Origin of the sequence: Afipia birgiae 34632, assembly GCF_000308295.2 — a bacterium.
GTDB classification, from domain to species: domain Bacteria; phylum Pseudomonadota; class Alphaproteobacteria; order Rhizobiales; family Xanthobacteraceae; genus Afipia; species Afipia birgiae.
The window spans coordinates 131,351-144,707 of the sequence record NZ_HG326653.1; the positions used below are offsets into that span (position 1 = coordinate 131,351).

Annotated in this window: 11 protein-coding genes and 1 tRNA gene; 4 read left to right on the plus strand and 8 right to left on the minus strand. The window is 61.5% G+C overall.

What is annotated here, in order from left to right:
* The first annotated feature begins 260 nt into the window (after positions 1 to 260).
* Positions 261 to 2,279, plus strand: coding sequence for a carbohydrate porin (locus tag BN32_RS14535; protein ID WP_019199608.1), 2,019 nt, complete (start codon positions 261 to 263; stop codon positions 2,277 to 2,279).
* Here the strand turns inward: BN32_RS14535 and BN32_RS14540 are convergent.
* From BN32_RS14540 to BN32_RS14555, 4 genes are all read right to left on the minus strand, one after another.
* On the minus strand, positions 2,276 to 3,937 hold the full coding sequence (locus BN32_RS14540) for an FMN-binding glutamate synthase family protein (protein WP_019199607.1): 1,662 nt from the start codon (positions 3,935 to 3,937) through the stop codon (positions 2,276 to 2,278). The genes BN32_RS14535 and BN32_RS14540 overlap by 4 nt on opposite strands.
* Before the next feature lie 256 nt (positions 3,938 to 4,193).
* Positions 4,194 to 5,066, minus strand: a complete 873-nt coding sequence (locus BN32_RS14545; protein ID WP_019199606.1) for a patatin-like phospholipase family protein — start codon at positions 5,064 to 5,066, stop codon at positions 4,194 to 4,196.
* A gap of 299 nt (positions 5,067 to 5,365) precedes the next feature.
* Positions 5,366 to 6,061, minus strand: a complete 696-nt coding sequence (locus BN32_RS14550; protein WP_040426738.1) for a sulfite exporter TauE/SafE family protein — start codon at positions 6,059 to 6,061, stop codon at positions 5,366 to 5,368.
* 63 nt (positions 6,062 to 6,124) lie between these two features.
* Entirely contained in the window at positions 6,125 to 8,356 is a 2,232-nt protein-coding gene (locus BN32_RS14555) for a TonB-dependent receptor (RefSeq protein WP_019199604.1), read from the minus strand.
* Between the two features lie 388 nt (positions 8,357 to 8,744).
* Between BN32_RS14555 and BN32_RS14560 the strand changes: the two genes are divergently transcribed.
* Complete coding sequence (locus tag BN32_RS14560; RefSeq protein WP_040426741.1) at positions 8,745 to 9,725, plus strand: Bug family tripartite tricarboxylate transporter substrate binding protein; 981 nt, start codon at positions 8,745 to 8,747, stop codon at positions 9,723 to 9,725.
* A gap of 100 nt (positions 9,726 to 9,825) precedes the next feature.
* On the opposite strand, the gene BN32_RS14565 is transcribed toward BN32_RS14560, so the two are convergent.
* A tRNA-Arg gene (locus tag BN32_RS14565) sits at positions 9,826 to 9,902 on the minus strand.
* 150 nt (positions 9,903 to 10,052) lie between these two features.
* Between BN32_RS14565 and BN32_RS14570 the strand changes: the two genes are divergently transcribed.
* On the plus strand, positions 10,053 to 10,661 hold the full coding sequence (locus tag BN32_RS14570; protein WP_019199601.1) for a YidB family protein: 609 nt from the start codon (positions 10,053 to 10,055) through the stop codon (positions 10,659 to 10,661).
* 87 nt (positions 10,662 to 10,748) lie between these two features.
* Positions 10,749 to 11,021 (plus strand): GlsB/YeaQ/YmgE family stress response membrane protein, encoded by a 273-nt coding sequence (locus BN32_RS14575; protein ID WP_019199600.1) that lies wholly within the window; start codon positions 10,749 to 10,751, stop codon positions 11,019 to 11,021.
* Between the two features lie 37 nt (positions 11,022 to 11,058).
* On the opposite strand, the gene BN32_RS14580 is transcribed toward BN32_RS14575, so the two are convergent.
* The 3 genes from BN32_RS14580 to BN32_RS14590 form a co-directional block, all read right to left on the minus strand.
* Positions 11,059 to 11,862, minus strand: a complete 804-nt coding sequence (locus tag BN32_RS14580) for an SDR family NAD(P)-dependent oxidoreductase (protein WP_019199599.1) — start codon at positions 11,860 to 11,862, stop codon at positions 11,059 to 11,061.
* Positions 11,863 to 12,006: 144 nt separating this feature from the next.
* Positions 12,007 to 12,519 carry a CoA-binding protein gene (locus tag BN32_RS14585; protein ID WP_019199598.1) on the minus strand — a complete coding sequence of 171 codons (513 nt, stop codon included), beginning with the start codon at positions 12,517 to 12,519 and terminating at the stop codon, positions 12,007 to 12,009.
* Between the two features lie 8 nt (positions 12,520 to 12,527).
* Positions 12,528 to 13,277, minus strand: a complete 750-nt coding sequence (locus tag BN32_RS14590) for a VOC family protein (RefSeq protein ID WP_040426743.1) — start codon at positions 13,275 to 13,277, stop codon at positions 12,528 to 12,530.
* Between the last annotated feature and the right edge of the window lie 80 nt (positions 13,278 to 13,357).

Consider the following 13,357-nt stretch of genomic DNA (forward strand, 5'->3'; position numbering starts at 1 on the left):
GCGGGTCATTTTGTTTGGCTTGCACATTGAGACGATGGCCAATGAAAACTGACAACCGTCTCGACCATGTTATGCAATTGTCACATCGTGCTGTCATGGCTCCGGCGTGCGCCGAATCCGGTTGCCCGCTCGCCCAATCAATTGCGAATAGAGAAAATAACTACTTGCGAATTATTCGCAAATACGCCCAAATGCCTGGAAGCTGGGGTCATTTCTGATGTCCCGCCGCGCAACCCCGCCATCCGACGATCCGGCGCTTCATGTCACGATTACTCCATCACCCGGCTGCTCTGAAGGGCGCTCTCGCAGGGCTCATGCTCGGGGTCGTGCCGCTTGGAACGGCGCAGGCTGCCGACACGTCGATCGCTCTGCCAGTCAAGGCGCCACGCATTGAGCGCTATTTCGACTGGAGCGGTCTCTATGTCGGCGGTCATGTCGGCTATGGCGGCGGCAGCTTCGGCTCCGGCACGAACCCGCTTCCGCAGCAGGGCATCTTCTTTCCGCACAGCATCACGGGTCTGATTGGCGGCTATCAGGCAGGCTACAATCTGCAGCTTCCGAACAAATGGGTGCTCGGGGTTGAGGCCGACATTTCGTTTACGAGCCCGCTAGATCGTCCGAAGCTGGTGCCAGCGCCGTTCCACACAACGTTCGATGACTTCGGCACGGCGCGGGGCCGCATCGGCTACGCATTCGGGACGTGGCTGCCCTATGTGACCGGCGGTGCTGCATGGGGACGCACCCGCGTCGATCTCAATGACGCGGACGGCAACGTCGTCGGCAACAAGTCGCGCGTGCATCTGGGCTGGGTTGCCGGCGCCGGCGTCGAATTCGCGATGGGCGGCAACTGGTCCGGCAAGGTCGAATACAACTACATCGATCTTGGCGCGCGCACCTACGGACTCGGCGACGTCCCGCTCCCCGACGTGCGGGTCGATCCGCAGATTCACGCCGTCAAGGTCGGGATGAACTACCGGCTCTGGGACACGCCGCCGTGGATTGCGGGCAACACCGCGGTTAAACTGCCAGCGCTTCCGGAGTCGCAGGACTGGAACATCCACGGCCAGACCACGCTGATCACGCAAGGCTATCCATCTTTCCGTGCGCCGTATCAGGGGCCGAACAGCCTCCCCGGCGCCGGGCGCGCACGCGAAACCTGGACGGTCGGCGCGTTTCTCGGCTGGCGACTGTGGGAGGGCGGCGAATTCTACTTCAATCCCGAGCTTGCTCAGGGCTTCGGCATCGGCGGCACCCTGGGTCTCGCGGGCTTCTCGAACGGCGAAGCACAGAAGGGCGGCGCGGAATATCCGAAATTTCGCGCGCAGCGCTATTTCTTCCGTCAGACTTTCGGCCTTGGCGGCGAGCAGGAAGACGTCGCCGACGCTGCCAATCAATTGCCGGGCAAACGCGATATCGATCGCGTCACGGTCACGGTCGGACGGTTCGCCGTCGGCGATTACTTCGACGGCAATTCCTACGCGAAGGATCCGCGCGCCGATTTCATGAACTGGGCGATGTGGTCCTCCGCCGCCTATGACTTCCCTGCCGATCTGCCGGGCTTCACCCGCGGCGCCGTCGTTGAACTCAACCGCAAGGATTGGGCGATCAGGGCCGGTCTTTTCCAGGTGCCGTCACAACCCAACAGCGATGTGCTCACCTTCAAAACCGGCGGCGCGGTGGTCGAATTCGAAGAACGCCACACGATCCTCAATCAGCCCGGCAAGCTGCGACTCGGCGTGTTCGCGAACCGCGGCAACACTGCCAACTATCGCAACGCGCTGGGCATCAGCGTGGCGAACCCCGGACTCGACATCAATGATATTGTAGTGGGTGAGCGCCGCAAACGATCGAAGTACGGCTTCTACGTCAACGCCGAACAGCAGATCGCAACCGACGTCGGCATCTTCGCCCGCGCCAGCTGGAACGACGGCCAGAACGAGATCCTGTCGTTCACCGACGTTGACCGCAGCGTGTCCGGTGGTGTTTCGATCAAAGGCAGCTATTGGGGCCGGCCCGCCGACACATTTGCACTGGGCGGGGCCGTCAACGGCCTGTCCGGCGCGCACCGCGATTTCCTCGCCGCCGGCGGCAAGGGTCTCCTGATCGGCGACGGCCGATTGAACTACGGCATGGAACGGATTCTCGAGACCTACTACGCGCTCGCGCTCAGCAAGGCCTTCACCTTCACCGCCGACTACCAGCTGATCACGAACCCGGCCTACAACGCGGACCGGGGACCGGTCTCGATTTTTTCAGGCCGTCTGCACGGCGAGTTCTAGACGCTTCGCACAACGGCCAACGGAGGCGGGGCAGCAACGGGTGCAAATGATTCCGCCTGCGCGAATGCCCAGGCATGGAAGCGCGGGTTCTCAACATGACCTTCAAGCAGTTCGCCAGGACGAAGCTGCGGATAAAGCCGCGCGAACGACAGCACCTCCGTTCCCGAGAGGCGATGCGAGAAGTGGATCGGCCGGATCTCCTGCGGATGGCTGAGACCGGATGCCGCGATCAATTCCGCCAGCGCGTGCAGGGTCGCGCGATGATAATTGTAAACACGCATGGTCTTGTCGGGGACTACCAGCGCACGGTTACGTGACGGATCCTGCGTCGTCACGCCGGTCGGGCAGCGATCTGTGTGACAGCTGAGCGATTGAATGCAACCCAAGGCAAACATGAAGCCCCGCGCCGAATTGCACCAGTCTGCGCCGAGCGCCATGGCGCGCGCCACGTCGAAACCCGTCGCGATCTTGCCGGCCGCACCGATCCGGATGCGATCTCGCGCATTTATCCCGATCAGAGCGTTGTGGACGAAGCTGACGCCCTCGCGCATCGGCATGCCGAGATGATCCATGAACTCTGCCGGGGCTGCGCCGGTGCCGCCTTCATTCCCGTCGACCACGATGAAGTCAGGATAGATTCCGGTCTTGACCATCGCCTTGCAGATCGCAAGAAACTCCCAGCGATGACCGATGCAGAGTTTGAAGCCCACCGGCTTGCCGCCCGAGAGCCTGCGCATTTCGGCAATGAACTGCATCATCTCGATCGGAGTTGAGAACGCCCGGTGATAGGCCGGCGAAATGCAATCCTCGCCCACTGCGACGCCGCGAATGCGTGAAATCTCCTCGGAAACTTTCGCGGCTGGAAGCACGCCGCCGTGGCCCGGCTTCGCGCCCTGGCTGACTTTCAGTTCAACCATCTTGATCTGGTCGTCGGTCGCAACCTTCGCGAAGAGTTCAGGATTGAAGGTTCCGTCGGGATTGCGGCAGCCAAAATATCCCGATCCGATTTCCCAGATCAGATCGCCGCCGTTTTCACGATGATAGGGACTGACACCGCCTTCACCGGTATCATGCGCAAAATTTCCTTTTTTCGCACCTGCATTGAGCGCACGCACGGCGTTGGGGCTGAGCGCGCCGAAGCTCATGGCGGAAATGTTGAACACCGAGGCCGAGTACGGCTTGGTGCAGTCCGGCCCGCCGATCGTGACGCGAAAGGGTGCGTCGGCCAGCGGCTTCGGCGAGACCGAATGGTTCATCCATTCGTAGCCTTGCGCATAGACATCTTCCTGGGTGCCGAACGGGCGCTTGTCGAGAACCATCTTCGCGCGCTGGTAGACCACCGCGCGGGTATCGCGGCTGAACGGCTTGCCATCCTTTTCACTCTCGAAGAAATACTGCCGCATCTCGGGCCGTATCTCCTCCAGCAGAAAACGGATATGGGCGGAGATCGGGTAATTGCGCAGAACGGCGTGACTCTTCTGCAGCATGTCGTGAATGCCGAGCACCGACAGCGAGCCGAAAATAGTGATCGGGATGGCAAACAGAAAAATATGCTTGAAATCGAAGTAGATCGCGCAGCCGATCAGAAGCGCGGTGATGCATATACAAAGCGTGAGGATGATGAAACGAGGCGAAAGCAGCAGCGAGAGAGTTTGCATAAAAACCTCGACAACAAGTTCGTAAGGCGCAGCGCCGGCCCCGTATGTTGGCGCGTTTCCCTGCGCAGGTCGATAGCGCAGCGAGAACAGCCACGATAGGCACAAACTATACACCAAAGCGTGAGGCATCGACATCAACAGTGCTGCCAGCACGCCGCTGGCTTGACGTCATCCTGTCTTATCGCGCGGTTACGGCTTGCCATCTGCAAGACATATTGCAAAGCAATATACGAGCGACCCGGCGTCGAAAGCTCTCTCAGTGCTGGTGAGGACGCATCTCGCCGGGGACCCCGCCCTTCTCAAGGCCGCCTTCAGCGATCCACGCCTCGGTGGTCTTGATCGCCCGCGTGATGTGATCGTCCGTACGGGTGAAGTCATAAGGCGAGCCGACCAGCGGACACAGCGGCGGCACGACACAATACTCAACGGTCGCCTCAAGATACTCCAGCTCAGTGGTCATCTGCCGCGCAATCAGCAGCGTCAGTGCGTGCAGGGCCGTTGCGACAGCCCCCACCGGCGGGTCCTGTCCCGCGCAGGCAAATCCCGTCGGCATGATGATGAGCCGTTGAGCCCCTTTCTGGATCGCGACGCGGATCGGCGTATTGCTCGATATCGCGCCGTCGGCCAGGAAACGGTTGTTGTGCTTGACCGGTGCGAAGGCCCCCGGAATCGCCGTGCTGGCCACGATCGCCTCAGCCGCAGAGCCTTCGGAGAGCACCACGGTCTCACCGGATACGATGTCGGTCGTCACGATATGAACCGGAACAACAGCCTCTTCCAGCTTGTTGTACGGAAGATGATCCTCGATCAGCTTGCGAACACCGTCGTGCGAAATCAAAAAATCCCGCCGCCACAAAAACGATGCGAACGAATACAGCGACACCGGAAACACATCCTGCCGCGTCAGCCCCCGCCAGATGTCCGCCAGCTTCTTGACGCCGTCCAGCGTCGGCGAGCCGGCATAATAGGCGCCGTTCATCGCGCCCACGCTCGATCCGACCACGAGGTCAGCCGTGACGCCATGGGCTGCGAGAGCCTGCATCATCCCGACTTGAATCGCACCAAAACTGCCGCCGCCCGCGAAAACGAAAGCCGTCTTTTTTCTGCTATGACCGTCTTTCCCGTGCATCGAGCCTACAGCAGCTTTCGATTCACTTCAGGTTGCAACCCGCCGGCGAGATCCGTGCGGATGCGCTGGTTTATACCAATGCACCTACCGGACAAGCAATCAAGATTGCTTGTTCGACCGGCAGGCAGAGCTGTGAACAGTTAGATAATTCTGGTGCGGCTGACGCCCCGTCATCGTGGCATAACGGATTGCGTAGATCTCGCTGAAATGGGCCACGGCGTTCCTCGTCGACCGTTGTTTTGCCGACACTCTGCACATCGTCCGCCATCACGACAAGCCGCAGAAGGGAATGATCTGCGTTATGCCAGCGCCGTCGAATAGATTGTCATTGCCCCGATTCCGATGGTGACAATGCCGACAGCAGCCTGAAGCCCGCGATTGGCCCATGTGAGCGACCTTGCAGAAACCGCCAGCGGCACCGCGATCACGGTCGACAGCGCCCCCATCCCGAGCATTGAGCCTATTCCGAACAGCAGAATGTAGAACAAGCCATGCAGCGGATTCGCGAACTGCGAGACGACCAGAACCAGCAGCGCGGCCGAGCCCGCCATGCCGTGCATCAGCCCGACCAGCAAAGTCCGCCACCGGAAACCGTGACGGTGGTCGTGGCAGCTGCGCTGGTGCGGAACGGAGTCCACACCATGGCTGTGAAGATGAAGATGCGCGGTGCCATCGCCGTGCCGGTGCCGATGGAAATGCACGCCATCGCGCCATAGTCGCCACAGCACATGCGCACCGAGGCCGACCAGCATGATGCCAACGACGGTTTCCAGCGGAGCCGCCAGATGTTCCGGAATCGTGTGACCAAGAAGGATCGCTGCGCCGGCGAAAATGAACAATGTGATGGTGTGACCCAGCCCCCAGGTCAGCCCGTGCTTGACGATGTCTCGGACGCTGGTTCGCCGGGCCGCAATGCTGGACACTGCTGCGACGTGATCGGCCTCAAGGGCGTGCTGCATTCCGATAAGAAAGCCGAGGCCTAGAATTCCGAACATTCGCGTGACGACCTCATGTGACGGGCGACCATAGCCGATACCGGCGCGCAGCAAAGAACTTTGTCAGAACCTTCCCGCGAGAGTAAGCCGAACCGCCAACGGCTCGACCGGATGCAACACGCGATCCATCACACCGGTCTGGCACACTGCGGGGGGTGCCACCTGCACCGGATGGCACTGGGCGAACAGCGCATCGGTCTTCAGCAGCGACCCGTAAGCATAGGTGATCTGGTCGGACTTGCTGGCAGTCAGGTTGTAGGCGTCGAGCTGGATCCGCCACCCATTGTCGAACCGATAGCCGATCTGTCCATTGAGCAATCCCGTGGCCGGCGACACGAAGGCGCCGTCTTCGGTCAGCGGGCGCGGCCCGAAATAGCGATAGCGCAGCGCGCCGAACCACCCGGTTTTCTCGCCTAGCCTGATCCCCGCCGACGCGATCATGTTTGGCGCCCCCGGAATAAAATTGCCCGGCGCGTTGCCGATCTGCGCCGCAGGATAGCCGGCGAGTTCGGAATAGGCTGCCGCCTGAGCCGAGTTATCGCCGCGAAACCGCGCATGGGTGACGGCAAGATCGCCATCGATCTGCAGCCACGACACCGGCTTGTAATGATTGGTCCACTCCACGCCGTAGCGGCGGCTTGGCCGGCTCGGCTCGGTATCGCCCGCATCGCCGACGAACAGAATCTCCGACGCCGAGTCGAACACAAACAGGCTGAGCGAGCTGTCGAGACCGGGGATGAATCGGGTCCGGACGCCAACCTCGGCGCCGCGTGTCTTCACGAGAAACGGCGATGAATCCACCGGCAAACCGTCGGACGGCGATTCGCTGATGGTCACGCCGCGCGCGTCGTTGCTGTGAAAGCCCTCACCCGCGTTGAGAAACAATTCGGTCTTCGCGAACGGTCCGAACACGATGCTCAGTTTCGGACTGCCGATCGATGCATTGGCATTGCCGGAATTCGCGGGCGTCAGCAGCGAACTGACATTGGTGGTGTAGAAGTCGCCGCGATAACCGAGCGTGGTGCGCATCCAGCCCGTCCAGTGAACGGTGTTCTGGATGAAAATCCCGACGCTGCCCTCCTTCACCTTGTCGTTGCGCGTGCCTTCGTAAAATTGGCGCTGATAGGTTTTCGACAGCGCGACCTTGATGTCGTCATAGCGGCTCTGGATGCCGATTTCGGTCTGCATCGGAAGACCGGCGAACGCGTGATTGAAGGTGTGCGAGGCATTCACACCGGCGAGAAGGCGATCGTCGCGCTGATGAAACTGATCGCCGAGATCCGGATTGTCGAGGAAGAAGGTGAAGTTGTTGTAGAGATCGAGCGAGCTTTTGATCGCATAGAAATTCATCCTCGACGCGCCGTCTTTGTCGGTCTGCGCCCAGCGTCCGGACACCGAGAAGCGATCGGAATTGCCGCCGTCGGTCGGATCGAGCGCGCCGTAACGGCCGACAAGACCCGATGTGATGGCACGAAGCGGGATCTGGTCGGTCGAATTCCAGCGATTGGAATAGGCCATCCCCGTCAGCGAAAACCCGTTGGCCGCGGAGCCTTCCGTGTAGCGCACCACGGCGTTCAGCTTGCGCAGCTTGTCGGGATTGTCCCACGGACCATTGTAGGTGCCGGCCTCTCCGGCGATCAGCAGGTTGCCGTCGCCCACCTTGCTCGATGTAACCCCGAATGCCCGCCGGTAACCGAAGCTGCCGACAGTTGCCAGCGCCATCGACTTGTGAATGGTGTCGATCAGTCCGACATGGACCGAGCCGACGGATGAGAAATCGCCCTCGTCGGCGAAATACGGCCCCTTTCGCACATGGACCGATCCGATCAATTCCGGGATCAGGAAATTCAGATCGGCATAGCCCTGTCCATGGCCGTGGGTGCGCATGTTAACCGGCATGCCATCGACCGAGATCGCCAGATCTGTTCCGTGATCCAGATTGAAGCCGCGCAGAAAGTACTGATTGGCTTTGCCGTCGCCGCTGTGCTGCGTGATCATGAGACCGGGCACGACTTCGAGAGCTTCCGCGGGCCGCGAAAACGGCCGCGCGTTGACCTCGGCGCCAGTAAAGTTCTGTTCGCTGGCAGACGCGACCGGCGCTTGTTCGGCATTGGAGGCCACATCAGAGGTTGCCGCAGCGGACGTCACGCGGGAGGCCGTCCTGCGCTCCTGTTGAATGCGGGGCGCAATCACATCGACAGTCGGCAACGGCGTCGATGCAACTGGTGTCCCGGCGCTTTGAGCAAACGCACCTTGCGGCGCAGCGATCAGCCCTGCAACCGCCACCCCGATCACTCGCGATGTCTGGTGAAGGCTCGACGCGCGCGATCGCGCGCGTCGGCAAGCCGCTGCCGCCTCGCGACGTCCTGAACCAAACCGTTGAATTGAAATGCCCCCGCACATCGATCTTGACCGGCAGAGTACGCTGACACGCAAAGTATGATATTGTCAATAATTCCTCATACCGGTGCGCAGAATCCGCGTCGGACCCGGTCGGGCCGTCGGCCCGGGGCGATTGACGCGACGAAAAACCCGGTTGCCGGGGGCCACGCCTTCCATGATTATGATTGTGCGCGGTGCTTTGCAGCACCGCGGCATCCGCTCAATCATCGATCCGGAAACATCCGGCAAAAAAGGCGCCGCGACGATGTGGCGCAAATCAAATATCCCGGGAGGACATGTCGTGAATCTGAAATTCGGTTGGCGCGCTTTATTCGCTGTTCTTGCAGGCTCGTTTGTCATGGCCGGCAATGCCCAGGCTCAAACGTGGCCGGAAAAGCCGATCATCTTCATCGTGCCGTTCGCAGCCGGCGGCGGCACCGATGCCTTCGCTCGCCCGCTTGCTGCCCAGCTCGACACCCAACTGGGAACGCGCGTGCTGATCGAAAACCGCGCGGGCGCAGGCGGCACCGTAGGCGCATCGCAGGCGTCCAAGGCCGCACCAGACGGATATACGTTCTTCGTCGGTGCAGCACACCACGCCATCGCTCCGGCGATCTATCCCAATCTCGACTACAACCTCGAGAGGGATTTTGTGCCCGTAGCGCTGATCGCGCGGCCACCTCAGGTTATCGTCGTCAATCCCGGCAAGGTCGACGCAAAAACCCTTCCCGAATTCATCGCCTATCTCCGCGCCAATCCGGACAAACTCAACTATGGCTCCGCCGGCGCCGGCACCACGCATCATCTCGCCGGCGAACTGTTCAAGATCCTGACCAAGACGCGCATTCTTCATGTGCCTTACCGCGGAGCCGGACCGGCGATGGCGGATCTCGTCGCGGGCCACGTGCCGCTGGTGTTCGACGGGCTCGGCTCGTCCGCACCGCAAATTCGCGGCGGCCAGTTGCGCGCACTCGCGATCGCGGCTCCAAAGCGGGTTGCGGCGTTCCCCGATGTTCCCACTGCCGCGGAAGCCGGTGTGCCGGGATACGAAGTGGCGACCTGGTATGGTGTCTTCGCGCCGAAGAAAACACCGCCGGCAATCGTTGAACGCATGACCAGGGAACTCCAGAAGGCCATGCAGACGGCGACGATCAAGGATGCGTGGGAGCGGAACGGCTCCGACGTTCCCGACGTCACGGGCGCGGCGTTCGCAGCTATGGTGGCAGCGGAAACCGTGCGCTGGCAAAAGGTCGTGACAGAGGCAGGCGTGAAACTGGACTGACCTCCAGGAGGCGAACTCGCGCAAAGTCCAGTCCAGCGTGATGCTGGACTGGAAGCGTGACAATCACGAAATGAGCAACCTTCGGATTGTCTAAGGCTGTTGGCGATCCCGGGAAGACTCGAACTTCCGACCTGCGGTTTAGGAAACCGCCGCTCTATCCGGCTGAGCTACGGGACCGGATGCATCCCTCACGGAGAAACCCGCAAGAGCGCTTAAAACTTTCGCGATTCCATACCAGAGGGCGCGCGCCACCGCCACCCTGCCTTGTAACCGTCATGTCGAAACACTAGTCTTCATGCAGGGTGGGCGCTCGACAGGAGACAAACGATGGGTTTGCTCGACATTCTCAACGGCATGCAGAACGGACCTCGCGGTCCAAGCGAGCCAAGCGCACCGGGCGAAAGCAGCGGCGGGATGTCGCCGATGACCATGGCGATCCTTGCTCTTCTTGCCTACAAAGCGGTCAAACACATTGGCGGGAGCCAGTCCGGGGCGAACCCGGCGGGCAACGCGCCGGCGCCATCCACACCGACGTCGCTGCCCGGAACGACAACGGCCAGCACCGGCGGACTTGGCGGCGGGCTGGGCGACCTGATGAAGGGGCCGCTCGGCGGAGCCCTCGGCGGATTGCTGGCAGGCGGCGCGGCCGGAAGTGTTCTCAGCGGCGGACTGAACGATCTGCTCATGCAGTTTCAGGAAAAGGGCCAAACAGAAGCTGCGAATTCGTGGGTCGGCCCCGGTCCCAACAAGCAGATCTCACCCACCGACCTCGGCTCCGCGCTCGGTGCGGACCAGATCAGCACACTGACATCACAAACCGGCTTGTCGCGCGACGAACTGCTTGCGGGCCTCGCGCGGCAGCTGCCCGACGTCATCAATCAGCTGACGCCCGACGGACGGCTGCCAACGGAGCGCGAAGCTTCGCGCTGGATTTGATCGGCGTCACGACCGGCGTGGGGTGATTTTTCGCTCCACGCCGACCGACAAGCGTCTCTTTGAATTCGAGCACGAAGGATACCAGCAATGCTTTACATTCTTTTCGTCGGCCTGGTCGCGGGTTTTATTGCACGGCTGTTATCACCCGGTCCGAACAATCCGACAGGCTTCATCCTGACGATTGTCCTCGGTATCGCCGGCGCATTCCTGGCGACCTTCATCGGTCAGGCCATCGGACACTACAGCCCGAGCCAGGGCGCCGGGTTTATCACGGCCACCATCGGAGCGCTGGTGGTGCTGTTCATCTGGAACAGACTGGTCGCGCGCGGCGTCGTCTCCGACCCCGGCAACAAGGTCTGAGCGGCAGGAAGCTCATCTCTCCGCTCAGGATTTCGGGTTAGTTCCGTTTGGGCAGAACCGCGGGCCCGAGATGCGCGCCCGCATCGATCCGCACGATCTCTCCGGTCATGCTGCGTGACGCCGGGCTGGTGAGAAAGCAGACAAGCTCGGCAACATCCTGCGCGGTGGAAGCGATCTTCAGCGGCGATTGCTCCGTCACCATGTTGCGGATTTTCCCGGCGAGTTCAGGTCCTCGGCCTTTGGTGAACCAGGGCGTATCGATGTAACCGGGACAGACCGCATTGACGCGGATCAACGGCGCCAGTGCACGCGACAATGAGAGAGTGATGCTGTTCAGCGCGCCCTTGCTCGCGACATAGGCCACCGATGATCCGATGCCGGCGATCCCCGCAATTGACGAGACATTCACGACCGACGAGCTGCGGCCGGATTTCCTTGCACCAGCTTCCAGCAGTGCCCGCGCTGCGCGGACCATCTGAAAAGGCCCGATGGTGTTGACCGCGTAGATGCGCTGGAAATCTTCCGCCGACAGACCGTCAAGATCGCCATGATCGACATGCTTGGTCGTGCCGGCATTGTTGATCAAGCCATCAAGCTGGCCCCACGGCGCCGCAGCGGCCGCGATCTTCCTGCAATCCTCGTCGCGCGACACGTCGCCCTGCACCACCACAACTTCTGCGCCGGCGCTTCGGCAGAGATCGGCGGTCTGTTCGGCCTCCTTCTGGCTCGACGAATAGTTGATGACGAGGCGCGCACCCTGCTTCGCCAGCAGTGCGGCGGAAGCCGCACCGAGGCCCGACGCTGAACCTGTTACAATTACCGTCAATCCATCCTTGGCCATCTTTTACCCTTCTTGCGAGGCTGTCGTTAGCGCGCGCAATCTAGCGGCCAATCTCCGGCCGCAACAGCGATTTTCCCGTCGATCCGGAGCACGAATGGCAGATGCGCGGACGAGATCAGCCCGAAGCTGAAGCCCCTCCGGCAATCAACGCATCAATGATGGTGGACTTACCAGCAGCCGCGGCGCGTCCGGCTTGACGTCGACGGTCGGGCTGAAAGTGGCCGCGATGCGCTGGGGCTCGTTGTAAAAGCCCTCGGCGTTCGGCCCCGAGATGCGCATACCGGTGCGATTCGCAAGCTGCGCAATCTCGGCCTGAATACCGGCGCGCTCTCCTCCCTCCTCCGCGAAACCCGAGGAGATCACGATCGCGTTCTTTGCTCCTGCTGCCGCACACTCCTGCAAGGCCGGAAGAACCGCACGCGCCGGAATGATGACGATGGCGAGATCGACCGGCGCTCCGATCGAAGCGATCGATGGATAGCAGCGGAGATCGCCGATACTGTCATACGAGGGATTGACGGGATAAACCTCCCCGGCGAATCCATTCCTGCGCAGGAAGGTCAACAACATCCCGGGGATTTTCTTGTCGTCCCGCGACGCGCCGATGATTGCGATGCTGTCCGGCGAAAAGAATGTATCCAGCGGGTGTTTGGGCACGTCGGCGCTCAGGCGGTGATGTGAAAATCGACCCCGCCAAGGCCGAACGAACTTCCAGTCACCGCGTGTCCACGCGCCTGTGCGGCGAGCAGTACGGCGGCCGGATCGCGGACACGAAAGCTGAGCCCGCTCATGATCTCGCTGTCGCCTTCAACAAACCGAATCCTGCAATTGACCAGAACAATCTCGGTGCCGGTCGCGGAAATACCGATGATGCGGCTCCAGTGATCCGCAAGCCCCTGCGGATCGGGGCCTGTCAGGATGACTTCCGTCAGCGCGATCGTCACATCGTCACGGATCGACTTATCCCATTCAGGCCCGGCCGGCGGATAGGCGCCGCGAACGTTGTCGCTGCCGGCGGTGTAATTGAATTCGATGAAGGCGGCGCGGCAATCGCGCGGATGAAGCTGAATACCGAGATAGGGCGGACGATCGATGACGTGAGAAGTCCGAACGCCGATGCGTTCGGCATTGGCCTGCCGTTCGCGCGGATCGGGACAGGACAGGATCGCCATGTAGCCGCCGCGGCCACCGGTCTTGTCGATGAAACGCCCGGCGGCAGTGCCGTCCCGGAAAGGGGCGACGACCTCGAGCAGAATGGTATCGATCGGGAGCAGCGCGTTCTCCAGACCATAGCGCGCGACATTGGGATCACGATAACAGACCGTCAGCCCCAGGATCGCCGCGATATCGCCGACCACCGGCTCAAGGTACGGCGCGACCAGACAGATTTGCCGCATCCGTGTCGTGTCAGTCATGCCGGCGCTCCAGCGTCGCTCTTGTTCTTGATAGACGATATCTTCAACAGGCACGATGCTCGAAAGCCCGCGCTCGGATC